At 74.5% G+C, this 21,589-nt stretch carries 24 protein-coding genes; 15 read left to right on the plus strand and 9 right to left on the minus strand.

Annotated elements, in window-relative coordinates; all coding sequences use genetic code 11:
• Nucleotides 1-53: 53 nt before the first annotated feature.
• From ACFVU9_RS15925 to ACFVU9_RS15935, 3 genes are all read right to left on the minus strand, one after another.
• Nucleotides 54-1,289: a S1C family serine protease gene (locus ACFVU9_RS15925; protein WP_387593747.1), complete on the minus strand. Its 1,236-nt coding sequence runs from the start codon at nucleotides 1,287-1,289 to the stop codon at nucleotides 54-56.
• A gap of 125 nt (nucleotides 1,290-1,414) precedes the next feature.
• The gene (locus tag ACFVU9_RS15930; RefSeq protein WP_380445969.1) at nucleotides 1,415-2,485 is read right to left on the minus strand and encodes a LacI family DNA-binding transcriptional regulator; all 1,071 of its coding nucleotides are present in this window, start codon (nucleotides 2,483-2,485) and stop codon (nucleotides 1,415-1,417) included.
• Between the two features lie 124 nt (nucleotides 2,486-2,609).
• A complete protein-coding gene (locus ACFVU9_RS15935) occupies nucleotides 2,610-3,341 on the minus strand; it encodes a winged-helix domain-containing protein (RefSeq protein ID WP_380445968.1) in 732 nt (243 codons plus the stop codon).
• Nucleotides 3,342-4,024: 683 nt separating this feature from the next.
• Here ACFVU9_RS15935 and ACFVU9_RS15940 point away from each other — a divergent pair.
• The 7 genes from ACFVU9_RS15940 (at nucleotide 4,025) to ACFVU9_RS15970 (ending at nucleotide 8,665) form a co-directional block, all read left to right on the plus strand.
• Nucleotides 4,025-4,318 carry a MoaD/ThiS family protein gene (locus ACFVU9_RS15940; RefSeq protein WP_363651861.1) on the plus strand — a complete coding sequence of 98 codons (294 nt, stop codon included), beginning with the start codon at nucleotides 4,025-4,027 and terminating at the stop codon, nucleotides 4,316-4,318.
• A 5-nt stretch (nucleotides 4,319-4,323) separates the two neighbouring features.
• A complete protein-coding gene (locus ACFVU9_RS15945; RefSeq protein ID WP_387593749.1) occupies nucleotides 4,324-5,742 on the plus strand; it encodes a hypothetical protein in 1,419 nt (472 codons plus the stop codon).
• Nucleotides 5,743-5,878: 136 nt separating this feature from the next.
• Nucleotides 5,879-6,604: a DUF2993 domain-containing protein gene (locus ACFVU9_RS15950; protein WP_380506377.1), complete on the plus strand. Its 726-nt coding sequence runs from the start codon at nucleotides 5,879-5,881 to the stop codon at nucleotides 6,602-6,604.
• 227 nt (nucleotides 6,605-6,831) lie between these two features.
• Complete coding sequence (locus ACFVU9_RS15955; protein WP_350517234.1) at nucleotides 6,832-6,912, plus strand: Ms5788A family Cys-rich leader peptide; 81 nt, start codon at nucleotides 6,832-6,834, stop codon at nucleotides 6,910-6,912.
• 232 nt (nucleotides 6,913-7,144) lie between these two features.
• Nucleotides 7,145-7,981, plus strand: a complete 837-nt coding sequence (locus ACFVU9_RS15960) for a sulfurtransferase (RefSeq protein ID WP_380441149.1) — start codon at nucleotides 7,145-7,147, stop codon at nucleotides 7,979-7,981.
• A gap of 37 nt (nucleotides 7,982-8,018) precedes the next feature.
• The gene (locus ACFVU9_RS15965; RefSeq protein ID WP_030059605.1) at nucleotides 8,019-8,309 is read left to right on the plus strand and encodes a DUF1416 domain-containing protein; all 291 of its coding nucleotides are present in this window, start codon (nucleotides 8,019-8,021) and stop codon (nucleotides 8,307-8,309) included.
• Between the two features lie 80 nt (nucleotides 8,310-8,389).
• A complete protein-coding gene (locus ACFVU9_RS15970; protein WP_380498586.1) occupies nucleotides 8,390-8,665 on the plus strand; it encodes a DUF3099 domain-containing protein in 276 nt (91 codons plus the stop codon).
• Between the two features lie 13 nt (nucleotides 8,666-8,678).
• Here the strand turns inward: ACFVU9_RS15970 and ACFVU9_RS15975 are convergent, their stop codons facing one another.
• Nucleotides 8,679-9,041, minus strand: a complete 363-nt coding sequence (locus ACFVU9_RS15975; protein WP_329932323.1) for a DsrE family protein — start codon at nucleotides 9,039-9,041, stop codon at nucleotides 8,679-8,681.
• 370 nt (nucleotides 9,042-9,411) lie between these two features.
• On the opposite strand from ACFVU9_RS15975, the gene ACFVU9_RS15980 reads away from it, so the two are divergent.
• The 3 genes from ACFVU9_RS15980 (at nucleotide 9,412) to ACFVU9_RS15990 (ending at nucleotide 11,567) form a co-directional block, all read left to right on the plus strand.
• The gene (locus tag ACFVU9_RS15980) at nucleotides 9,412-9,996 is read left to right on the plus strand and encodes an FABP family protein (RefSeq protein WP_380441145.1); all 585 of its coding nucleotides are present in this window, start codon (nucleotides 9,412-9,414) and stop codon (nucleotides 9,994-9,996) included.
• 124 nt (nucleotides 9,997-10,120) lie between these two features.
• Nucleotides 10,121-10,585: a Fur family transcriptional regulator gene (locus tag ACFVU9_RS15985; protein WP_380441143.1), complete on the plus strand. Its 465-nt coding sequence runs from the start codon at nucleotides 10,121-10,123 to the stop codon at nucleotides 10,583-10,585.
• Between the two features lie 19 nt (nucleotides 10,586-10,604).
• Nucleotides 10,605-11,567 carry a YgfZ/GcvT domain-containing protein gene (locus ACFVU9_RS15990; RefSeq protein ID WP_387593798.1) on the plus strand — a complete coding sequence of 321 codons (963 nt, stop codon included), beginning with the start codon at nucleotides 10,605-10,607 and terminating at the stop codon, nucleotides 11,565-11,567.
• A gap of 24 nt (nucleotides 11,568-11,591) precedes the next feature.
• Here ACFVU9_RS15990 and dtd read toward each other — a convergent pair whose 3' ends face one another.
• Nucleotides 11,592-12,032: a D-aminoacyl-tRNA deacylase gene (gene dtd, locus ACFVU9_RS15995; protein WP_380441141.1), complete on the minus strand. Its 441-nt coding sequence runs from the start codon at nucleotides 12,030-12,032 to the stop codon at nucleotides 11,592-11,594.
• Nucleotides 12,033-12,514: 482 nt separating this feature from the next.
• Between dtd and ACFVU9_RS16000 the strand changes: the two genes are divergently transcribed.
• From ACFVU9_RS16000 to ACFVU9_RS16010, 3 genes are all read left to right on the plus strand, one after another.
• The gene (locus ACFVU9_RS16000; protein WP_387593753.1) at nucleotides 12,515-13,093 is read left to right on the plus strand and encodes an ABC transporter substrate-binding protein; all 579 of its coding nucleotides are present in this window, start codon (nucleotides 12,515-12,517) and stop codon (nucleotides 13,091-13,093) included.
• A gap of 71 nt (nucleotides 13,094-13,164) precedes the next feature.
• Nucleotides 13,165-14,124, plus strand: a complete 960-nt coding sequence (locus ACFVU9_RS16005) for an asparaginase (RefSeq protein WP_387593754.1) — start codon at nucleotides 13,165-13,167, stop codon at nucleotides 14,122-14,124.
• Nucleotides 14,125-14,260: 136 nt separating this feature from the next.
• Complete coding sequence (locus ACFVU9_RS16010; protein WP_380441135.1) at nucleotides 14,261-14,470, plus strand: dodecin; 210 nt, start codon at nucleotides 14,261-14,263, stop codon at nucleotides 14,468-14,470.
• 3 nt (nucleotides 14,471-14,473) lie between these two features.
• On the opposite strand, the gene ACFVU9_RS16015 is transcribed toward ACFVU9_RS16010, so the two are convergent.
• Genes ACFVU9_RS16015 through ACFVU9_RS16025 form a run of 3 tightly spaced genes read right to left on the minus strand, consistent with a single transcriptional unit; the run spans nucleotide 14,474 to nucleotide 17,384 of the window.
• Nucleotides 14,474-15,289 carry a heme ABC transporter ATP-binding protein gene (locus ACFVU9_RS16015; RefSeq protein WP_387593756.1) on the minus strand — a complete coding sequence of 272 codons (816 nt, stop codon included), beginning with the start codon at nucleotides 15,287-15,289 and terminating at the stop codon, nucleotides 14,474-14,476.
• Nucleotides 15,286-16,371 carry a FecCD family ABC transporter permease gene (locus ACFVU9_RS16020; protein WP_387593758.1) on the minus strand — a complete coding sequence of 362 codons (1,086 nt, stop codon included), beginning with the start codon at nucleotides 16,369-16,371 and terminating at the stop codon, nucleotides 15,286-15,288. The genes ACFVU9_RS16015 and ACFVU9_RS16020 overlap by 4 nt, the downstream gene beginning before the upstream one ends.
• Nucleotides 16,368-17,384: a hemin ABC transporter substrate-binding protein gene (locus ACFVU9_RS16025; RefSeq protein WP_387593760.1), complete on the minus strand. Its 1,017-nt coding sequence runs from the start codon at nucleotides 17,382-17,384 to the stop codon at nucleotides 16,368-16,370. The genes ACFVU9_RS16020 and ACFVU9_RS16025 overlap by 4 nt, the downstream gene beginning before the upstream one ends.
• 194 nt (nucleotides 17,385-17,578) lie before the next feature.
• Between ACFVU9_RS16025 and ACFVU9_RS16030 the strand changes: the two genes are divergently transcribed.
• Nucleotides 17,579-19,060 (plus strand): HtaA domain-containing protein, encoded by a 1,482-nt coding sequence (locus ACFVU9_RS16030; RefSeq protein ID WP_387593762.1) that lies wholly within the window; start codon nucleotides 17,579-17,581, stop codon nucleotides 19,058-19,060.
• A gap of 48 nt (nucleotides 19,061-19,108) precedes the next feature.
• Nucleotides 19,109-20,731 (plus strand): HtaA domain-containing protein, encoded by a 1,623-nt coding sequence (locus tag ACFVU9_RS16035; RefSeq protein WP_387593764.1) that lies wholly within the window; start codon nucleotides 19,109-19,111, stop codon nucleotides 20,729-20,731.
• Nucleotides 20,732-20,803: 72 nt separating this feature from the next.
• Here the strand turns inward: ACFVU9_RS16035 and ACFVU9_RS16040 are convergent, their stop codons facing one another.
• Nucleotides 20,804-21,472 carry a heme oxygenase (biliverdin-producing) gene (locus ACFVU9_RS16040; protein ID WP_380441123.1) on the minus strand — a complete coding sequence of 223 codons (669 nt, stop codon included), beginning with the start codon at nucleotides 21,470-21,472 and terminating at the stop codon, nucleotides 20,804-20,806.
• Nucleotides 21,473-21,589 lie beyond the last annotated feature (117 nt).

The raw sequence follows: 21,589 nt of genomic DNA on the forward strand, positions 1-21,589 counted from the left end.
GCCGTTGCCCTTTCTCGTCGTGTGGGGGGACCTGCTCGGAGTAATTGTCCGTCTTACACGTTCTGGCCCGCCTGCAGTTTCGGCAGGACCTGCTTGATGTCGTTGATCGGGATGGCGAAGCCGAGGCCGACGCTGCCGGCCGAGCTGCTGCCGCCGCCCGCGGTGGAGCCGGTGCCGCTGGGCGAGTACATGGCCGAGTTGATGCCGATGACCTGGCCGTTCGCGTTGATCAGCGGGCCGCCGGAGTTGCCGGGGTTGAGGGCGGCGTCGGTCTGGAAGGCCTTGTAGGTGGTGGTGCCGCTGCCGCTCGGCTGCTGCTGCGAGCCGCGCAGGCCGGGCATGAACGGGAAGCCGTAGCCGCCGTTGCCACCGGTGGAGCCCTCGTCGACCTGGACGGTGACCTCGCGGTTCTCGGCGCTGATGATGCCCGAGGTGACGGTGCCGGTGAGGCCGTCCGGGTTGCCGATGGCGACGACCGGGTCGCCGACGGCGACGGCGGAGGAGTCGCCGAGGGTGGCCGGGGTGAGGTTCCTGGCGCCGCTCGCGGTGATCACCGCGACGTCCAGGGACTTGTCGGTGCCGGTGACGGTGGCCTGCGCGGTCGAGCCGTCCTTGAAGGTCACGGTGATCTGGCCGCCGCTGTCGACCGCGCCGGAGATCACGTGGAAGTTGGTGAGGATCTGCCCGTTCCTGTCGAGGACCACGCCGGTGCCGGTGGCGGTGCCGCCCGGCGCCTTGACGGTGATCTGGACGACGCTCGGCGAGACGGCGGCCGCGATGGCGGCGACGTCGGCGCTGCCGTCGGAGCGGGCGGAGACCGGGCTGGCGATGGTGGTGCCGCGGGTGTCGGAGGTGCGCTCCTGGGAGGCGATGACCCCGCCGGTGACCCCGCCGAGGACGGCGGCGATCGCGGCGACGGCGGTGACCAGGACCAGCCGTCCGCGCAGCATCCCGCGCCGGGCCCGGGCGCCGTGGCTCCGGGGCCCTTCCGGCCCCTCGGGGCTGCCGGGCCGGCCGGCGGACGGCGGGGTGGGGGGCAGGGGCGGCGGCGGGAGCGGGGTGTCGAAGCCGCCGCCGGAGTGGTCCTCGCGGTAGCCGTACGCGGGGGCGTCGGCGCCGGCGCCGACGGTGTCGTCCGTGCTGCTGCCGAGGACGGTGCCCTCGATGACGCGGTGCTCGTGCGGCGCGTGCGGTTGCGCGGACGGCTGCTCGCCGTGCTGCGTGCCGTGCTGCTCGCCGTACTGTCCGGTCCACCCGTACTGCTGCTCGCTGCGCTGCTGATCGCTCATGCCGAACAACGTCCGCCCGGCGGATGAGGATCGCATGAAAGCGGTCTCAGAAGGGTCCGAGAAGCCCGTTGACTTCTCATAAAGCCTGGTCAGGCGGCGCGGATGGGAGCCGGGGGCGGAATCGACTACTCCGCTTCCGTGGGGGTGGCCGGGGCGCCCGGTGCCGCTCCGTCGCAGCCGCAGGAACGCCGGACCACCAGGCGGGACGGGAACTTGCGGACCCGCTCGGTGTCCGAACCGGGCACCATCAGCGAGTCGTCCAGGACCAGGTCGACGGCGGCGCGCGCCATCGCGTCCCGGTCGGAGGCGACGGTCGTCAGCGGCGGGTCGGCGAGGGCGGCCTCGGGGACGTCGTCGAAGCCGGCCACCGCGAGGTCCTCCGGGACCTTCAGGCCGACCTCGCGGGCGGCCCGGAGCACGCCGATCGCCTGGTCGTCGGTGGAGCAGAAGATCGCCGGCGGCCGGTCGGCCGAGCGCAGCACGCCGAGCGCGACCTCGTACGCGCCGTAGCGGTGGAACGGCGCGTCGATCAGGTGCGGTTCGGTGGGCAGGCCGTGCGCGTCCATGGCCCGCTGCCAGCCCTCGACGTGGTCGATGACCGGGTCGCCGGGCGCGGGGGAGTCGACCGGGCCGCCGAAGCAGGCCACGTACGGGTGCCCGTGCACCTCCAGCAGGTGGCGCACGACGGCCTCGGCACCGCCCACGTCGTCGGTGACCACCGCGACGTCGTCGATCGCCTCGGGGCGGCGGTGCAGCAGCACCACCTTCGCGCCCTCCATCGCGGCGAACTCCTCGGCGGCGCGCTGCGACGGGCCCTGGCTGACCAGGATCAGCCCGGAGACGCGCATGCCGAGGAAGGCGCGGACGTAGTGCACCTCGCGGTCGTCCACGTAGTCGGAGTTGCCGATCAGCACGAGCTTGCCGCGCTCGGAGGCGGCCCGTTCCACGGCGTGCGCCATCTCGGCGAAGAACGGCTGGCGGGCGTCCGGGACGACCATGCCGATCAGGTTGGTGCGGCGGGAGGCCATCGCCTGGGCGACGCTGTTCGGCCGGTAGCCGAGCTGCTCGATCGCCGCGAGGACCTTCTCCTTGGTGGCGGGCGCGACCGGGCGCGGCCCGTTGTTGATCACGTAGCTGACGACCGCGGTCGAGGTACCAGCCAGTCGGGCTACATCGTCGCGCGTCACTTTGGCCACGGGTCGAGTCTACGCGTGTGGCGCCGGCGTCGGCAGTGGGACCTGGGGCTTCCGGCAGGTGGACGGGAGGCTGCGCGGGGGCGAACCGGACATGCCGGGCGGGATCACCCCCGCCCGGCGCGCGTCATGCCTCCAGGGGCGCTGCGGGGCGCGGGGCGAGCTCCGGGCGCTCCCCCTTCTCGGGCTTCTCCGGGACGACGAAGCGGTAGCCGACGTTGCGCACGGTGCCGATCAGCTGCTCGTGCTCGACGCCGAGCTTGGCGCGCAGGCGCCGGACGTGCACGTCCACCGTCCGGGTGCCGCCGAAGTAGTCGTAGCCCCAGACCTCCTGCAGCAGCTGCGCCCGGGTGAAGACCCGGCCGGGGTGCTGGGCGAGGTACTTGAGCAGCTCGAACTCCTTGAAGGTCAGGTCGAGCGCGCGGCCCTTGAGCTTCGCGGAGTAGGTGGCCTCGTCGACCGAGAGGTCGCCGTTGCGGATCTCCATCGGGCTGTCGTCGGCGACGACCTGGAGCCGGCCGAGCGCGAGCCGCAGCCGGGCCTCGACCTCGGCCGGGCCCGCGGTGTCCAGCAGGACGTCGTCGATGCCCCACTCGGCGGTCACGGCCGCCAGGCCGCCCTCGGTGACCACGAGGATCAGCGGGGAGCCGATGCCGGTGGAGCGCAGCAGCTGGCACAGGCTGCGGATCTGCGGCAGGTCCCGGCGGCCGTCGACCAGGATGACGTCGGCGCTGGGGGTGTCCACCAGGGCGGAGCCCTCGGCGGGCGCCACCCGGACGTTGTGCAGCAGCAGGCCGAGCGCCGGCAGTACCTCCGCGGAGGGCTGCAGTGCGTTGGTGAGGAGGAGGAGAGAACTCATACCCGGTGGTCCCCTTTCCGGGTCGTCGCGGTCGCTTCACGGCTGCCGCCACAGCCGGATGGCGCACGTGCTGAGGGTTGGGGGAGGGGTTCGGACGCCCGGAGCACACCGGAGGACAGGCCGGCGTGCACGGCGCGACGGCGCACGGGCCGGGGGTCCCGCAACCCCTGGCGCACCGTTTCTGCCCTGCTCATCCCGCGAACCCTCCGGTCGTGGTCCCGGGCCGGGCGGCGGCCCGGCACCGGGGTGGCGTCACCCCGGCCGGACGGGGCACGTCGTCGTGCCGCGAGAGGCGGGGCGGTTCCCGCGCACCGCCGGGGGTGGGCCGACGATTCGCAAGAACGTCCGTACTGGCGTCCTGAAAGCACAAAAGGACCCGGGGGCGACTCTGCCCGGATCCCTCTTGGAGGTCGAGAATAGCCGACCGGCCCCCGCACCGGGAGGGCTCGAATCCGGCGGTTCGCCCAATCCGGGCGCGCGCCGGGTGAGCCTGGTCACGGCTTCGAGCGGCGCTCGGGGTCCGTCCGGCCAGGGCGATTGCCGGTCGCGGCGGCGGACACGCCATCATGGGACGCACATCGGCGGCACCGCGCACGTCCACCTTTCGGGTGGTCGGACGGCCGCCCCGGTGGCGAGCCGGACCGGGCCACCGGACCGGGCGAGGACGACGAGAAGGGGTTGCCATGGGCGCGACCACCGAGCCCGCGAGCGGCGCCCGGGTGCGCGGGACGATCCGCTACTGGGCGGCCGCGAAGTCCGAGGCCGGACTGGCCGAGGAGCCGTACGAGGCGGCGACCCTGGCCGAGGCGCTGGCGGCCGCCAAGGAGCGGCACGCCGACCGGCCGAAGCTCGTGCTGCTCCTCGGGCACTGCTCCTACCTGGTGGACGGCGCCCAGGTGGGCGGCCGGGACCACGCGACCGTCGAACTCACCGAAGGCGGAACGGTCGAGGTACTGCCGCCGTTCGCGGGAGGCTGAGCGGCGTGACGGACACGAACGACGCGAACAACGGCGGCTACGGCGGCTGGCAGCAGCCGCACCAGGGCCACCCGCAGCAGCCGCATCCCCAGCAGCCGCATCCCCAACAGCCGCACCCGCAGCACGGGTACCAGCAGCAGTACGGCCACCCGGGGTACGGGCAGCCGGTGCAGCCGCCGATGGACGACGCGGCGACGGCCCTGCTGCCGCCCGTCCCGCCGATGGACGACGCCGCGGCCACGACGCTGCTCCCGCCCGTCCCCGCGATGGACGACGCAGCGACGACGCTGCTGCCCCCGGTGCCGCCGATGCACGACGCCGCGGCCACGACGCTGCTCCCGCCGGTGGTCGTCTCCGGCGCCATGCCCGTCGCGCCGCCGCAGCCCCAGCCCCTGGCGCAGCCGTATCTGCAGGCCCAGCCCCAGCCGCAGGCCCGGCCGCAGGCTCGGCCACAGGCCCGGCCCCGGCACGCCGCGCCCGCTCCGGTTCCCACGCCCCAGGCACAGGCACCGGCCCAGGCGCCGGGCCTCGACCAGCCGACCATGACGCTCAAGCGGCCCACGGGCTCCGCCACCCCCATGGCACCCATGGCCCCCGGGGCGCCCGGCATGGCGCCGTACCCGGCCGTCCCGCCGCAGCCCGGGATGCCGGGGATGCCCGCGATGCCGACGGCGCCCGCCGCCGCGCCGACCGGGCCCGCCGCGCCGAGCGCCCACCGCACCGGCTCGCCGATCATCGAGCCGGGCATCCAGCCCGCGCTGATCACCGCGGGCGTCGCCGCCCTGCTGGCCGGCGGCGCCGCGCTGGGGCAGGTGGCGCTGGCCCTCGTGGTCGCGCTGCTCCAGGTGCTGACGGCGGCCGGCTGGTTCCGCCTGAACGGGATGTGGCCGGCCCGGCAGGGCATCGCCCTGGCCGCGCTGGCCGGGTTCACGGCCGACGCGGCGGTGCTGCTGGCGAGCGAGGACGGCGGCATCGCGGCCGTCGTCGGCACCCTCGGCGGGTTCTTCCTGCTGGTCCTGGTGCTGCAGACGTTCCGCCCTTCGGACCCGAAGGAGCGGTTCTACGCGCTGACCGTGCTCGGCTCGGCCACCGTGGTGACGGCGCTCTGCACGGCGCTGCTGGTGGCCGGCTGGGTGCCGGCCGGGGTCGGCGCGGTCGCGCTGGCGACCCTGCTGGCCGCGGCGCCGCTGCCCGGGCCGAAGGTGCTGGGCCCGGTGCTGGGTCTGGTGGCCGCGGTGGTGCTGGGCCTGCTGGTGGGCGCGCCGCTCGCGCTCGGCGCCCTGGCGGGCGTGGGCGCGCTGGTGGGCCGCCGGGTCGCGTCGTACGACTGGCCGTCCCGGTTCGTGCACATGACGGCGGGCGTGGCGCTGCCGCTGGCCGTGGCCGCGCCGCTGATCTGGCTGGCGACCGGGCTCCTGGCCTGACCCGGCGCCCCCGTACGACGTCCGGCCCCGCTACCACGTGCGCGGGCATCACGTCGTACGGTCGTGCGGAGGCCCCGTTGCGGGCCGCCGCCGTGAGGCGGCGAACGACGGCGACCGGCGACGACGGGGGAGTGCGATGCGCGGATGGCTGAAGGCGACGATAGGCCTGGTGGTGCTCTCCGGGCTGCTGCTGGGCGCCGACCGGATCGCGGTCGGGGTGGCCGAGGACGAGGCCGCCGACCGGATGGTGAGCAGCGGCCGGATGAGCCAGCGCCCGGACGTCTCGATCGGGGGCTTCCCGTTCCTCACCCAGGTGCTGTCCAAGAAGCTGGACGACGTCCGCATCTCGGCCGACAACCTGATGATCAACGACGGCGGCCACCAGGTGGCGCTGCACGGGTTCAAGGCCCGGCTGTCGGGCGTCCGGGTGAGTGACAGCCTGAACTCCGCGACCGTGGACAGCGGCACCGGCAGCGGTCTGATCACCTACGCGGACCTCGCCCAGCTGCTGCCGCCGGCCGCCCAGCTGATGCCTGGCGGCGGCAAGCTCCCGGTGGGCTCGAACACCCGGCTGAGCCTGTCCTACGGCGGTCCCGGCAAGGTCAAGGCGTCGCTCGGCCCGCTGCCGGTGGGCACCGGCTCGGTGCACAGCGAGGGGAACACCGTCACCGCGGACGGCTTCCAGCTCAGCGGGCTGGCCGGGATGTTCGCCGGGGCGACCGGCCAGAAGATCGACCCGGTGAGCTTCACCCTCGACTCGCTGCCGGCCGGGCTGAAGCTGGCCGACAAGGACGGCGTGACGCCGACCGAGGACGGCCTGCAGCTGAACTTCGACGGTCGGGGCGTCAAGCTCCTCGGCTGACCACTCACCCGATCGGCCGACCCGGTCGGCTTCGTTCCGCTCCGCGAGACGCGCTGTCCAGCGCCGACCGCGGAGCGGTGTCGTTTCCGGCCCTGGAGGGCCGCCGTGGCGCCGCTGCCCGCTGCCCGGCGGGCTGCGGAGGGTCAAATCTCGGCATTCGGTCGATCTGGTCTCGGTATCCGATACGCTGATGACAGCGGGCCGTCGGTGTCCCTAGCATCGTCGACATGAAGCGACAGACGGATCTCACGAAGCGGCGGGCGGTCGACCTGTGCCGCGTGGCCGCCTGTCTGTGTCGAATGCGCTAACTCGGCATCCCGGCAGGGCAGTTGCTGCCCGCCGCCGATCCTCCGGCGATTCCGTCCGGCCACTTCGGCCGACCTCCGCCGACGCACACCGCGATTCCCCGCCCGGCCGTCCCGGACACCCTCCTCCGTCCCATCATTCGGACGGACTTTCGGACCGGAGCAGGCCGAGCGTCCCGCAGCACCCCGCTGAGCAGCACCTTCCGCCAACCGCCCCCGGATGGAGAACACCACCATGAGCCGCAGCGACGTCCTGGTCGACGCCGACTGGGTCCAGGCCCGCCTGGACGACCCGAAGGTCGTCATCGTCGAGGTCGACGAGGACACCTCCGCGTACGACAAGAACCACATCCGCAACGCCGTCCGGATCGACTGGAAGAAGGACCTCCAGGACCCGGTCCGCCGCGACTTCATCGACCGGGCCGGCTTCGAGGCGCTGCTCAGCGCCAAGGGCATCGCCAACGACGACACCGTCGTCCTGTACGGCGGCAACAACAACTGGTTCGCCTCGTACGCCTACTGGTACTTCAAGCTGTACGGCCACGGCGACGTCCGCCTGCTGGACGGCGGCCGCAAGAAGTGGGAGCTGGACTCCCGCGACCTCGTCTCCGAGGTGCCGGCCCGCGCCGCGACCGAGTACACGGCGCAGGCCGCCGACTCGTCGATCCGCGCCTTCCGCGACGACGTGATCGCCGCCATCGGCACCCTCAACCTGGTCGACGTGCGCTCGCCCGACGAGTTCTCCGGCAAGCTGCTCGCCCCGGCCCACCTCCCGCAGGAGCAGTCGCAGCGCCCCGGCCACGTGCCGAGCGCCCGCAACATCCCGTGGGCCAAGAACGCCAACGACGACGGCACCTTCAAGAGCGACGACGAGCTCAAGGCCCTGTACGAGGCCGAGGGCATCGACCTGGCGAAGGACACCATCGCCTACTGCCGCATCGGCGAGCGCTCCGCGCTCACCTGGTTCGTCCTGCACGAGCTGCTCGGCCAGGAGAACGTGAAGAACTACGACGGCTCGTGGACCGAGTACGGCAGCCTCGTCGGCGTGCCGATCGAGCTCGGCAGCAACTGAGCCCCCGGCTCGACCCGTAAGTCAGAAGGAGACAGACATGTGCGGTGCGAAGGCCGGCGGCCCGGACCTGGCAGGAGTTGACGTGGCGAACGAGACGATCATCCAGGGTTCGGTGACCCGCGACGGTGAGCCGGTCAACGGCTACGTCCGGCTGCTGGACGAGGGCGGAGAGTTCACGGCCGAGGTGCCCACCTCGGCGACCGGCCAGTTCCGGTTCTTCGCCCGCCCGGGCAAGTGGACCCTGCGCGCGCTGGTGCCGGGGCAGACCGTGGACCGTCAGGTGGTGGCCTCCCAGGGCACCGCCGTCGAGGTCGCGATCGCGGTCTGATTCCCGCCCCGCGGAAGGCGGCGGAAGGCGAAACGACGAGGGCCCTGCCACGGCGGGGCCCTCGGTCGTACCGTGGAGACGTGCAGGCAAGCCGGCGGCGCCGCTACTACTTCGCCATGATGGGCGGGTGCCTCGGCATGTTCGTCCTGGCCTGGGGCGTGGTGCGGTTCTTCTCGGTGCCCGCAGCGATCGCGCTGTGCGTGGTCGCGGCGGTCATCCCGCCGGCCGCGGCGGTGTTCGCCAACAAGCGCGACCCCGACGACGACTGGTGGAACGACCCCCGCTGGGACGACCCGAAGTGGGACGAGCCCGGCCACGACCGGGACCACCCCGACCACGAGCGGCGGGACTCCTAGCCCCGCTGCCCGGCTAGTACACGAGCGCCTGCACGCCGTCGCTCATGATCTCGCTGACGAAGACCTGCGCGCCCGCGATCCGGACGCCGTCGACGGTGTCCTTCTGCTCGATCCCGCGGCGCACCGCGCACTGGGTGCACAGCGTCACCGTGCCGCCCGCCATGATCGACTCCAGCAGGTCGGGCAGCGGCGCCGAGTGCGGCAGCTCGAACTCCGCCGCCCGCCCCGGCAGGGCGAACCAGGAGGACTCCCCGGTCAGCCAGAGCGAGACCTCGATGCCGCTGGCGACGGCCACGGCCGCCACCGTGAACGCCTGCGAGCACCGCTCCGGGGCGTCGGAGCCGGCAGTGACCTTGATGACGAGCTTCTTCGACATGGCGCCACCTTAGAGCGCCCGGAACGTCCGGTTCCCGGAATCCCCGGATCGCGCGGGGAAACCTTCGGCGGCGCGCGGAAGTCGCCGCGCGGAGGGCGCCGGCGCGGCGGCGGAAACGCGACGTGGTGGGGCTCACCGCGACCGGTCGATACCCGGCGGATAGAGTGAGCGCCAGCAAAATCCACCACACTGTCGCCGCCTGGGAGCCCCCCGTGTCCGGTCTGGAAATGTTCTTCGACGGTCTGCTGGCCCTCATGGCCGTGCTGATCACCTGGTTCGCCATCTTCTCGGTGATGAAGCTGTACCAGGGCCAGCGCTGAGCCTGCCGTACGGTTGAAGCAGCCCCACACCGACGACAGCGACCAGGAACATGATCGAGATCCCCTCTGACCTCCACAAGGACGTCGTCCCGCTCGCCTTCCTCCTCGGCACCTGGGAGGGCGCGGGAGTCTATGACTTCCCGGGCACGGAGAAGTGCAACTTCGGCCAGGAGATCGTGATCCGGCACGACGGCCGCCCCTTCCTGGAGTTCCGCTCCCGCACCTGGGTGCTGAACGAGGAGGGCGAGAAGGTCCGCCCGCTGGAGAACGAGCACGCGTTCTGGCGCATCACCAGCAACCACGACGGCACCTCGGGTGCGCGCGGGATCGAGATCTCCTCCGTCCGTGACGACGGCACCGTCGAGATCTGGTACGGCGAGCTGGCCGACGGCAAGCCGCAGGTCGACGTCTCGACCGACGCGGTCGCCCGGATCGAGGGCTCCCCGGAGTACTCGGGCGGCAAGCGGCTCTACGGCTTCGTCAACGGCGAGCTGCTCTGGGTCGGCGAGAAGGCCGCCCCGAGCGTGCCGCTGCGGCCGTACATGTCCGCGCAGCTCAAGAAGGTGCTCAGCCCGGCGCAGCTGATCAAGGACATCAACGACCTGCCGGACGACGGCATCGCCTTCTTCAAGTAGGCCTCCAGCAGGCCTCCGGCAGGCACCGCGCGGGTGGTCACCACCCGCGCACGACGTAGGGACCGGCCCGCGGCCGGTCCCTACACTTGTTCCAAGGACCCCCGACCGTGGCAGGGACAGCATCGTGGCGGACACCGGCACCACCGACTGGCAGCTCTCCGGAGACTGGAAGGCCGACCTGCGGGAACGCGGCTACCGGCTGACGCCCCAGCGCCAGCTCGTCCTGGAGGCCGTCGACACGCTCGACCACGCCACCCCGGACGAGATCCTGAGCCACGTGCGGCGGACCGCGAGCGGCATCAACATCTCCACCATCTACCGGACGCTGGAGCTGCTGGAGGAGCTCGGCCTGGTCTCGCACGCCCACCTGGGCCACGGCGCCCCCACGTACCACCTGGCCGGGCGCCACCACCACCTGCACCTGGTCTGCCGGGACTGCGACGAGGTCACCGAGACGGACACCGAGATCGCCGAGCCGCTGATCGAGAGCCTGCGCGCGCGCCACGGGTTCGACACCGACCTCAAGCACTTCGCCATCTTCGGGCGCTGCGCCGACTGCACCGCCAAGCTCGCGGACGGCCAGTCGTAAGCTGACCGGTATGACCGGTGTGAAGAGCCCGCTGCTTGCCCTGCCCGGAGCCGTCCCCGCCGAGGGGGCCGACGAGGGCGTCGCCGCCCACTACGGCGACATCTTCCGGGAGCAACGCCACCTCGCGCAGGGCGACGGCTTCGTGGACCTCTCGCACCGCGGCGTGGTCACCGTCACCGGCGCGGACCGGCTGTCCTGGCTGCACCTGCTGCTCACCCAGCACGTCAGCGCGCTGCCGCCGCAGGAGGCCACCGAGGCGCTGGTGCTCTCCCCGAACGGGCACGTCGAGCACGCGCTCTACCTCGTCGACGACGGCACCACCACGTGGGCGCACGTCGAGCCGGGCACCCAGGGCGGCTTGGTGGCCTACCTGGAGAGCATGAAGTTCTTCTACCGGGTCGAGGTCGCCGACGCGACCGCCGACTACGCGGTCGTGCACCTGCCGGCGGGTTCCGGCAGCTCCGTCGAGGGGGCCGCCGCCGTGCGCGAACTCCCCTACGGGCGCGATCTGTTCGTGCCGCGCGCCGAGCTGGAGAAGCTCACCGCCGGGTACGGGCCCGCGGCCGGCGTGTGGGCGTACGAGGCGCTGCGGATCGAGGGCCACCGGCCGCGGCTCGGCTTCGAGACCGACCACCGGACCATCCCGCACGAGGTGGACTGGCTGCGCACCGCCGTCCACCTGCAGAAGGGCTGCTACCGCGGGCAGGAGACCGTCGCCCGGGTGCACAATCTGGGCCGCCCGCCGCGCCGGCTGGTCTTCCTGCACCTGGACGGCACCGAGGAGACGCTGCCCCCGCACGGCACCGAGGTGCGGCTCGCGTCCGACCCGGACGGGCGGGCGCTCGGCTTCGTCACGTCCTCGGCGCGCCACCACGAGCTGGGGCCGATCGCGCTGGCGATCGTCAAGCGGAACGTGCCGGTGGACGCGGTGCTGCTGGCCGGGACGGTGCCGGGCACGCAGGACGTGATCGTCCCGCAGTAGCCCCCCGGGCCGCCGCGGCCGGGCTCAGACCTCGACGATGACGGTGAACGGGCCGTCGTTCACCAGCGCCACCTGCATGTCGGCGCCGAACCGGCCCGTCTCCACCTTGGCGCCGAGCGCCCGCAGCTGGGCGACGACCTCGTCCACCAGCGGCTCGGCGACCGGGCCGGGGGCGGCGGCGTTCCAGGTGGGGCGGCGGCCCTTGCGGGCGTCGCCGTAGAGGGTGAACTGGCTGATCACCAGGAGCGGGGCGGCGAGGTCGGAGCAGGACTGCTCGACGCCGTCCCCGTCGGCCGGCAGCAGGCGCAGCGTCCACAGCTTGCGGGCCAGCTGGGCGGCCTTGGCGGCTGTGTCGTCGTGGGTGACGCCGACCAGGGCGCAGAGCCCGGGCCCCTCGATCGCGCCGACGGTTTCTCCGGCCACCGTCACCCTGGCTTCGCTCACCCGTTGCACCACTGCTCGCATGCGGCCATTGTGCCGGAGCCGAACGGGGTCACCCAGGAGGGGGGATCCGTACGCACCGGGGGAGGCGTGTGAGGCGGTGGCGCGCGCCGGGTTGCGCACGCCTGCGCTGGGTCGGGCGCCGTTCTTCCTGGGCAAAGACCTCGTCATATCAGCCACCCCCGTTCGCCAGGGGGCCGTTCGGGTGCACGGGCGGTGCGCGCGCGCCGGGCGGGGTGGCACGCTGGGGCACCGTACATACGGCCCGGGGCGCCAGGAGGTCCGCCGCCCCGGGTCCGGGTTCGGCCGGGCGGTCGAGCCGGTAGGTCAGGCGTTCTGGCGGTGTCGCCCCGGCGGGTGGTGTCCGCCGGGGACCGGAACCTTTCGGGGGTGTCCGGGCGTGCCAACGGACGGGACGCGCACGGTCCGTCGGGGGACGGGCCGGACGGCGGCAGGGACGGGGTGCCGCGAGCGGGCGGGAACGGACGACGGCAGGTGGTTGGGTGATGGACGCGAGCAGCGCGCAGGACCGGTCCGGGCGGGCGACCGGGGACGACGAGCCCGACCTGGAGCGGCTGGGCCTGGACCAGCTGCGGATCCTGCGCCGGGAGACCCTGGAACAGGAGGCCGACCTCTCCTACCTGCGGCGGCTGCTGCACGGCCGGATGGACATCCTGCGCGCCGAGCTGGACCGCCGCCCCGGCGGCCGCTCGCGCGCGGCCGGGGCGGGCGGCGCCGAGGGGCCGTCCGGCGACCTGCTGGACCGGCTGCCGGCCATCCTCACCGACGCGCCCTCCACCGTGCGGCGCTCGGCCCGGCACGTCACGCTCGGGCCGCCGCGGGGCCACGAGTCGCAGCTGGAGGCGGACGCGCTGATGGGCGACGTCCAGCTCGCCGACCTCCCCGCGCACCCGGCCGCGGAACTGCTCGCCGCGCTGGACCGGCTGCGGGCGCACGAGCAGGAGGTCTCCGGGCGGCGGCAGCGGCTGCTGCGCACCGCGGACGGTTGCAACGCCGAGATCACCCGCAGGTACCGTGATGGGGAAGCACGGGTCGACGACCTGCTCGCGGGCGGCCCCCTCTGACCGGGTGAGGCACCATGGGCGGGTGGGGCCCGGCTCGCCCCCGGTCCACCCCTGCCCCGGAAGGCTCCGCCATGCCCCAGTCCGCCACCCCGACCGTTCTCGCCGAGGTCATACGCTCGGGCTTCACCGAGGGGCGGCACCACGGCTCGCTGGTGCTGCTCGCCGCCGACGGCTCGGTCGAGTTCGCGCTCGGCGACCCCGGCGCGCCGGTCTTCCCCCGGTCGACCGCCAAGCCGTTCCAGGCGGTGGCCACGCTGCGGGCCGGGCTGGAGATCGAGGGCGAGCTGCTGGCGCTGGCGGCCTCCAGCCACTCTGGAGAAACGTTTCACCGCGCTGGTGTCCGGACCATCCTGGCCTCCGCCGGACTGGACGAGTCCGCCCTGCGCACCCCGGCCGACCTGCCGCTCGACGAGACCGAGGCCGAGCTGCTGCTGCGCTCCGGCGGCGAGCGCGCCCCGATCCTGATGGACTGCTCCGGCAAGCACGCCGGCTGGCTGGCCGCGTGCGTCGCCAACGGCTGGGACACCGAGGGCTACCTCGACCCGGCCCACCCGATCCAGCTGCTGGCCCGCGAGGCCCTGGAGGAGGCCACCGGCGAGGGCGTCGCCCACGCCGGCGTGGACGGCTGCGGGGCGCCCCTGCTGGCCGTCCCGCTGACCGGCCTGGCCCGCGGCTACCGGGCGTTCGTGCTCGCCGCCGAGGGCACCGCGCAGCGCCGCGTCGCCGACGCGATGCGCGCCCACCCCGAGTACGTGGCCGGCACCCGCCGGGCCGACACCTGGCTGATGCGGGCCGTCCCGGGCGCGCTGTCCAAGATGGGCGCCGAGGCCGTCCAGGTGGTGGCGCTGCCGGACGGACGGGCCCTCGCCTTCAAGATCGACGACGGCGCCGAGCGGGCCCGCGGGCCGGTCCTGGCGGCGGCGCTGCGCCGGCTCGGGGTGACGGGCGCCGACGAGACCGTCGAGCGCATCGGCGCGGCCCCGCTGCTCGGCGGCGGCGTGCCCGTCGGGCAGGTACGGGCGGCGTTCTAGGCGGTCCAGGCGCTCCCGGCGTTCCGGGCGTTCCGGCGCAGCGGTTCCGACGCTCGTGGCGGCGGTCGGCGTGCGGGCGGGGCGGGGGCGGTGCACGGTGGACCGGGGGCCGTCGCACAGCTAAGGGAGCCGAGCCATGACCGAACACGTGTACCGGGTGACCGAGATCGTCGGATCCTCGACCGAGAGCGTCGACGCCGCCATCCGCAACGGCGTGGAGCGGGCCTCCCGGACGCTGCGCAACCTCGACTGGTTCGAGGTGACGCAGGTCCGGGGGCACCTGGAGGAGGGACGGGTCAAGCACTTCCAGGTCGGGATGAAGATCGGCTTCCGCCTGGAGGACTGACCGCTACCGCTCGGGCAGGACCAGCGGCACGCCCGTGCGCGGGTGCGCCAGCACCTCCACGGGGTGCCCGTACACCTCGCTGAGCAGCGGCGCGCGCAGCACCTCGGCGACGGGTCCGTCGGCGACCGTCGCGCCGCCGGTCAGCAGCACCACGCGGTCCGCGTAGGCCGCCGCCAGCGAGAGGTCGTGCAGGACGACGACCACGCCGTCCCCGGCGGCGGCGCGCGCCCGGGCGACCCGCAGCACGAGTTCCTGGTGGCGCAGGTCGAGGGCGGCCGTCGGCTCGTCCAGGAGCAGCAGCGGCGTGCGCTGGGCGAGCACCCGGGCGAGCGCCACCCGGGCCCGTTCGCCGCCGGAGAGGGCGGTGAACGGGCGCTCGGCGAACGCGGCGGACTCGGTGGCCGCCATGGCCTCGGCGACCACCGCCTCGTCCTCGGCGGCGGCCGCCGTCCCGGCCCACGGCGCGCGGCCCATCCGGACCACCTCGCCGGACCGGAACGGGAAGGACAGCGCCGCCGCCTGGGGCAGCAGCGCGCGGTGCCGGGCGAGTTCGGCGGCGCCGTAACCGCCGAGGGCGCGGCCGTGGAGGAGGACCTCGCCGCCGTCCGGCACGACGTCCCCGGCGAGGACGGACAGCAGCGTCGACTTGCCGGCTCCGTTCGGGCCGAGCAGCGCGACCACCTCGCCGGCGGCCACCCGGACCGACGCGCCGGCCAGCAGCCCGCGCCCGCCGACGGTCAGCCGGACGTCCTCGGCCGCCAGCAGCTCGGTGCCGGGGAGCGGTCGTACGGGCACCTCGCGGTTCGTCCGCAGTCTCATGCCCAGCCTCCCTGCTTGGTGCGGGTCCGGCGCAGCAGCCAGAAGAAGAACGGGCTGCCGATCAGCGCGGTGAGCACGCCGAGCGGCAGTTCGGCCGGCTCGGCGAGGGTGCGCGCGGCGAGGTCCGCGACGACCAGCACCAGCGCGCCGCCGAGCGCGGAGGCGGGCAGCAGGAACCGGTGGCCCGGCCCGGCGACCATCCGCAGCAGGTGCGGGACGACCAGTCCGACGAAGCCGATGATGCCGCTGACCGCGACGGCCGCGGCGGTGAGCAGCGCCACGACGGTGATCAGCACGAGCCGCATCCGCTCGACGTCCACCCCGAGGTGACGGGCCGGGCGCTCGCCGAGGGCGAGCAGGTCCAGCCGGCGCGCGTACAGCGGGGCGACGGCCAGGCCGGCGACGGCGAACGGCAGGACGGCGAGCACCTTGCCCCACGTGGCCTGCGAGAGCGAGCCGAGCTGCCAGAAGGTGACCTGGCTGATCGCGGCGGAGTCGGCGGCGAACAGGAACAGGCCGATCAGCGCGCCGCAGAAGGCGTTCACCGCGACGCCGGTGAGGATCAGCGTCACCACCTCGGTGCGCCCGCCGCTGCGGGCCAGCGCGTACACCGCGAGGACCGTCAGCAGACCGCTCGCGAAGGCGAACGCGGTGACCGTCCAGGTGCCGAGGGTGTCCAGGCCGAGCACGATGCAGGCCACCGCGCCGACCGCGCCGCCGGAGGAGACGCCGATCACGGCGGGCTCGGCGAGCGGGTTGCCGAACACGCCCTGCATCAGCGCGCCCGCGCAGCCCAGTGAGCCGCCGACCAGCAGGGCGAGCACGACGCGGGGCAGCCGGACGTTCCACAGCACCGACTCGGGGACGCGGTCGAGGGCGTGGCCGCCGAGGCCGGTGCGGTGGGCGGCGGAGGCGAGGATGTCGCCGAGCGGGATGCGGTAGGCGCCGGTCCCGGCCGCGAGCAGGGCGCACAGCACGAGCGCGGTGGCGAGCGCGGCGGTGACGAGCGTGGCGCGGCTGCGCGGGCGGGGGAGCGCGGCGGTCTTCCCGGGTGCGGCCTTCTCCCGTACGGCGGTGCTCACTTGGCGTCCGCCGGATAGAGCTGGGCGGCGATCTCGCGCAGCACCTGCGGGGTGCGCGGGCCGTAGCTGAGTAGCTGTCCGTCCTCGACGGAGACGATCCGGCGGTCGAGCCCGGCCGGGGTCTGGGCGACGCCGGGCAGCTTGAGCAGGCCGTCGACGCCGCCGACGGAGTCCAGGCCCTTGCTCATCACCAGGATCGCGTCCGGCGCGGCCTTGACCAGGGCCTCGCTGGTGAGCGGGGTGAAGTCGCCGGTGAGCCCGGCGGCCTTGCCCGCGTCCTGGCCGCCGACGGCCTCGATCAGCGAGGTGGCGCCGGAGGCCGGGCCGCCGAGCAGGTAGACGGACGCGCTGCCGCGCAGGTAGAGGAAGGCGACCCTGGGGTGCCGGTCGGTGGCCGGGAGCGCGGCCCTGGCCTCGGCGGTCCGCTGCTCGGTGCGCTCCTTCAACTGCCGTCCGGCGTCCGGGACGCCGAGCGCGGAGGCGACGGTGTCGATGCGCGGGCCGACGTCGGCGAGCTGCTTGGCGTCGTCCAGGACGACGAGCGGGACGCCGGCCGCGCGGATCTGCGCGACGGCCTCGGCCGGGCCGGTCGAGCGGTCGGCGAGGACGACGGTGGGGTGCAGCGACAGCACGCCCTCGGCGGAGACGTCGTGGGCCTGGGTGATCACCGGCAGCGCGGCGGCCTGCCGGAACGTCGTGGAGACGTCCCGGGCGACGACCCTGGGCCCGAGGCCGAGGCTGAAGACGAGCTCGGCGAGGCTGCCGTTGAGCGGGATGATCCGGTCGGCGCTGGTGACGGTCACCTGGCGGCCGTCGGCGGACGCCACGGTGGCCGGGAGCCGCGGGGCGGGCTCGCCGGGCAGCGGTTCGACGGCGTCGGGGGCGCGGGTGGCGGCGCTGCCGGCCGTGCCCGCGCCGGAGCCGCAGGCGGTGAGCGCGAGCAGCAGGCCGAGGACGAGCGCCAGGAGGACGGGCCCGCGGGCGGTCCGGGATCGGATCGTACGGCTGCTCAACGTGCTTCCCTTCGCTGGGAGTTGCCGCCCGTTCCGGTCCGGTGGGGTGGGGTGGGCGGCAGGACTCTTGACTCTTATATTAGGTTAGCCTTACCTGAGTTTCGCAAGGGGGTCGGCGCTGCGCCGCCCCTCGGCTCGCCGTGCCCCCGTTCGTCCACCGCCGTCCATCGCTGTCGCGCCAGGAGTGATCCGCCGTGCCTCTGTCCCGCCGGCTCCGCCGTCCGGCCGCCGCCCTGCTGGCCGTCCTCGCCGCCCTGCTGGCGGTGGGCCTGTCGCCCGGGCCGGCGGCGGCCGCGGAGGGCCGGGTCTCCGGCGGGCGGCTCGACTGGGGCATCAAGCAGTCCTTCCTGACGTACGTCACCGGGCCGATCGCCAAGGGGAGTTGGGCGCTGACCGGGGGCGCGGCCACGGTCGGCGGCAGTGCCTTCCGCTTCCACTCCGCGAACGGCACCTACGACCCGGCGGCCGGCGCGCTCACCGCGGCCTTCTCCGGTGGCGTCCGGTTCACCGGGCATCAGGAGAACGGCGCCGACGCGCTCGACCTGAGCCTCGGACGGGTCACCTTCCGGGCCGTCCAGGGCGGCGCGGCCGGGCTCTACGCCGACGTCAGCAGCAAGTCGCGGGAGACCGGCCAGGTGAGCGGTGCGAGCCAGGCCAAGGTCGCGGACCTGTCGCTGGCCGGGGTCGACCTGCGCGGCGCGGCCGGGACCCTGACCCTGAGCAACGTGCCGGCCACCCTGACCGACGCCGGAGCGAAGGCCTTCGCCGGCTTCTACGCCGCCGGCACGGCCCTCGATCCGGTCACCCTGTCGGTCAACCTCCCGGCTGCGCAGGCGACATCCGCGGCGCCCTCGCCGAGTGCCGCACCGACACCGATGCCGACCTCGACGCCGACCGCCGAGCCCAGCACCGCCCCGGCGCCGACCGCCGAGCCCACCGCCCAGGCTCCCGCCCGCACCGAGTTCGCCGCCGGCGCCCTCGACTGGGGCGTGCGCCGAACCTTCCGCGACTACGTCACCGGCGCCATCGCCCAGGGCCGTTGGGAGCTCGGCGCCGGAGCCGCCGACGGCGGGGCGTTCTACCGCTGGAGCCCGGCCAAGGGCACGTACGACCCCGCCACCGGCGAGCTCACCGCCGCCTTCACCGGCACGGTCCGCTTCACCGGCCTGCGGACGGGCGGCACGGACGGCCTCGACCTCACCCTCGCCAACCCCGGCGTCACCGTGGCCGGCGGCCGCGGGCGCCTCCTCGCCGACGTCTCCGGCCGGACGCCGGACGGTGCCGTCCAGCAGCTCACCGGCGCCGAACTGGCCGTCTTCGACCCGGCCGGCCTCACGTCCGAGGGCGGCCTGCTGAAGGCCGTCGAGCTGCCGCTCACACTCACCGAGACGGGTGCCAAGGCCTTCGGCGGCCTCTACCCGGCCGGCACCGCGATGGACCCGCTGAGCTTCGCCGTCGCCCTCGACCCGGCCGCCGCGCTGCCCCCGCTGCCGGACCTCGGCAGCGCCCCGGCCGCCGTGCCGGGCGCCTCCGCGACCCCCTCCGCCGCACCCGTCGCCGCGTCGTCCTCCCCGGACGGCGTCCCGGTGGCGGCCGTGGCCGGCGGGGCGGCGCTGGTGGCCGCGCTCGCGGCGACCGGCGGTGTGCTCCTGCGACGCCGTCGCCGGGCTTCCTGACAACCCCTCCTCCGACCTCCCCCGTCCCCCCGAACGGAGTTCACCACCATGTCCCGCAACCGCACCCGACTGGCGGCCCTCGCCGCCGTCACCACCGGCCTCGGGCTGACCGCCCTCGGCGCCCCCGCGCTCGCCTTCGGCGCGGGCGGGCCGGGCAGCGTCACGTACGACTCCGGCGCGCTGGACTGGGGCGTGAAGAGCAGCTTCCGCGCCTACGTCACCGGCCCGGCCTCCCAGGGCGGCGCGATCGAGCTGACCGGCGGCGCGACCGCCAACGCCGACGGGAGCTTCCACTTCGGCTTCGGGAGCGCCGCGTACGACCTGACGACGCACGCGCTGAGCTCGTCCTTCACCGGAGGCGTCCGCTTCACCGCGCACCACGGCGCGCTGGACATCGCGCTGAGCGACCTGCGGATCACCACCTGGGGGACGACCGGCACGCTCACCGCCGACACCGCCTCCAAAGAGTCGATGGGGGCCACCGAGATCACCCGGCGGGAGGACGTGCCACTGGTGACGTTCACCGTCGGGCGCGACACCACCAGCGGCTCCCCGGCGGCGGCGAAGCTGACCGAGCAGGGTGCCAAGGCGTTCGCGGGCTTCTACCCGGCGGGAACGGAGATGGACCCGCTGTCGCTGCTGCTGAAGCAGGCCCCGGCCAAGCCGTCCCCGACCGCCACCGGCTCGCCGTCCGCGACCGCGACCGCCTCGCCCACCGGGCAGCCCACCGCCTCGCCGTCGGCCACGTCCACGCCGAGCGGGACGGCCTCCCCGACCGCCACCGGCTCGCCGTCCGCGACGCGGTCGCCGAGTGCCACCGGCTCGCCGTCCGCGAGCGCCACCGCCGCGCCGACCAGCACCGGCACGCCGACCAGCACCGGCACGCCCGCCGCCGGGCGGCTGCCGGTCGTGAACGGGACCCTCGACTGGACGGTCAAGGACAGCTTCCGGAAGTACCTCGCGAGCCCGATGGCGGCCGGCAAGGTCGAGTTCGGCGGCGGCGCGTCCGACTACCGCTTCGGCGGTGCGACCGGCGGCTACAACACGGCCGACCACACGCTCGCCGCCGGCTTCACGGGCTCCGTCCGCTTCCTCGCCCACCCCGGCAAGGACGGCTACGCGCTCGACACCACGCTCTCCAAGCTCGGCCTGGCGATCGACCGCGACGGCGCCTTCCTGACCGCCGACGTGAACGGCAAGTCCCAGGACGGCAAGCCGACTTCGCTGACCGGCGCCCGGATCGCCAGGCTCGACGTGCCCAAGTCCGCCCTGACGCCGGTCAACGGCGTGGTGACGCTGTCCGCCGTTCCGGCGACGCTCACCGCCGAGGGCGTGCCGGTGTTCGCCAACTACCCGGAGGGGACGGCCCTGGACCCGGTCAGCGCCACGCTGGCCTTCGACGGGAACGCCCAGCTCCCGACCGCCCGGCCGGCCGGCGTGACCAGCGGCTCCGGTACCGACTCGGCCGCCGGCGGCCAGGGTTCGGGCACGGGCGCGGCCGGCGGCGCCTCGCTGACGACCTCGGGCCTCGGCGGCCCGGGCGGCGGCGTGCTCGCCGCGACCGGCTCCGGCACCCCGGTGGCCCCGCTGCTGGCCACCGCCGCCGGTCTCCTGCTCGTCGGCGGCGGCGCCACCGCCTTCGTCCGCGGCCGACGGACCGCGCAGTCCTGACGCACCCCCGGGACGCGCGAAGGCCCCGGCGGGCGACTCCCGCCGGGGCCTTCCGGTCGAGCCGGGGCCCGGTTACGACGCGAGCGGGTAGCGCGCGTCCAGGTCGTGGAAGATCGCGCCGTTGAGGACGAAGGCGCGCTTGCACTCCTCGACCACCCGGCGGCGCTCCATCTCGTCCATCGCCAGCCCGGCCGCGTCCAGCTTGGCCCGGTACTCGCGCTTGAAGGCCGCCGGGTTCTCGACCTCCTCGAAGACGTAGAACCGGACGCCGTCGCCCTTGCGCTCGAAGCCCCAGGTCTTCTCCGCCACGCCGCGGATGATCTGCCCGCCGGAGAGGTCGCCCAGGTAGCGGGTGTAGTGGTGCGCGAGGTACCCGGCCGGCCACTCGGCGGCCAGCTCCTCCACCCGCGCCACGTAGGCGGCGGTGGCCGGCAGCGGCTCCAGCCCGTCCCGCCACCGCGGCCCGCGCAGGTGCGCCAGGTCGCGCTCGATGGCGGCGGTGCGCAGCAGCGCCCGGTCGATGAACGGGCCGGCCAGCGGGTGCTGCGCGAGCTGCTCCGCGCGGCCCTCCAGCGCCCGGTAGACGAACCAGAGCTGGCCGGTGAGGTCCGCGTAGGCCTCGACCCCGAGCCGCCCGCCGAGCAGGTGGCTCATGAACGACGACTGCTCCGCGGCCTCGTGCTCCTCGCTGCTGGCGGTGCGGAGCACGGTGGAGAACGGGACGGGCTCGGGCGTGGGCATGCGGCCTCCAGGGATCGGAATCGGGCCCGGCAGTTTTGGTTAGCCTAACCTAATCGGACATCTTGCCGACAGTCCGTCGGTAAACAACGATGCGTCAGGGCCCCGGACACGGCAAGG

The sequence above is a fragment of the Kitasatospora sp. NPDC057936 genome, from assembly GCF_042887525.1.
Taxonomy (GTDB): domain Bacteria; phylum Actinomycetota; class Actinomycetes; order Streptomycetales; family Streptomycetaceae; genus Kitasatospora.

Excerpts from the sequence above, each read along its gene's own strand:
- ACFVU9_RS15925 (WP_387593747.1), bottom strand. The coding sequence starts at position 1,289 with ATGAGCGATCAGCAGCGCAGCGAGCAGCAGTACGGGTGGACCGGACAG.
- ACFVU9_RS15935 (WP_380445968.1), bottom strand. The coding sequence starts at position 3,341 with ATGAGTTCTCTCCTCCTCCTCACCAACGCACTGCAGCCCTCCGCGGAG.
- ACFVU9_RS15940 (WP_363651861.1), top strand. The coding sequence starts at position 4,025 with ATGGGCGCGACCACCGAGCCCGCGAGCGGCGCCCGGGTGCGCGGGACG.
- ACFVU9_RS15950 (WP_380506377.1), top strand. The coding sequence starts at position 5,879 with ATGCGCGGATGGCTGAAGGCGACGATAGGCCTGGTGGTGCTCTCCGGG.
- ACFVU9_RS15955 (WP_350517234.1), top strand. The coding sequence starts at position 6,832 with ATGAAGCGACAGACGGATCTCACGAAGCGGCGGGCGGTCGACCTGTGC.
- ACFVU9_RS15960 (WP_380441149.1), top strand. The coding sequence starts at position 7,145 with ATGAGCCGCAGCGACGTCCTGGTCGACGCCGACTGGGTCCAGGCCCGC.
- ACFVU9_RS15965 (WP_030059605.1), top strand. The coding sequence starts at position 8,019 with ATGTGCGGTGCGAAGGCCGGCGGCCCGGACCTGGCAGGAGTTGACGTG.
- ACFVU9_RS15975 (WP_329932323.1), bottom strand. The coding sequence starts at position 9,041 with ATGTCGAAGAAGCTCGTCATCAAGGTCACTGCCGGCTCCGACGCCCCG.
- ACFVU9_RS15980 (WP_380441145.1), top strand. The coding sequence starts at position 9,412 with ATGATCGAGATCCCCTCTGACCTCCACAAGGACGTCGTCCCGCTCGCC.
- dtd (WP_380441141.1), bottom strand. The coding sequence starts at position 12,032 with ATGCGAGCAGTGGTGCAACGGGTGAGCGAAGCCAGGGTGACGGTGGCC.
- ACFVU9_RS16000 (WP_387593753.1), top strand. The coding sequence starts at position 12,515 with ATGGACGCGAGCAGCGCGCAGGACCGGTCCGGGCGGGCGACCGGGGAC.
- ACFVU9_RS16005 (WP_387593754.1), top strand. The coding sequence starts at position 13,165 with ATGCCCCAGTCCGCCACCCCGACCGTTCTCGCCGAGGTCATACGCTCG.
- ACFVU9_RS16010 (WP_380441135.1), top strand. The coding sequence starts at position 14,261 with ATGACCGAACACGTGTACCGGGTGACCGAGATCGTCGGATCCTCGACC.
- ACFVU9_RS16015 (WP_387593756.1), bottom strand. The coding sequence starts at position 15,289 with ATGAGACTGCGGACGAACCGCGAGGTGCCCGTACGACCGCTCCCCGGC.
- ACFVU9_RS16035 (WP_387593764.1), top strand. The coding sequence starts at position 19,109 with ATGTCCCGCAACCGCACCCGACTGGCGGCCCTCGCCGCCGTCACCACC.
- ACFVU9_RS16040 (WP_380441123.1), bottom strand. The coding sequence starts at position 21,472 with ATGCCCACGCCCGAGCCCGTCCCGTTCTCCACCGTGCTCCGCACCGCC.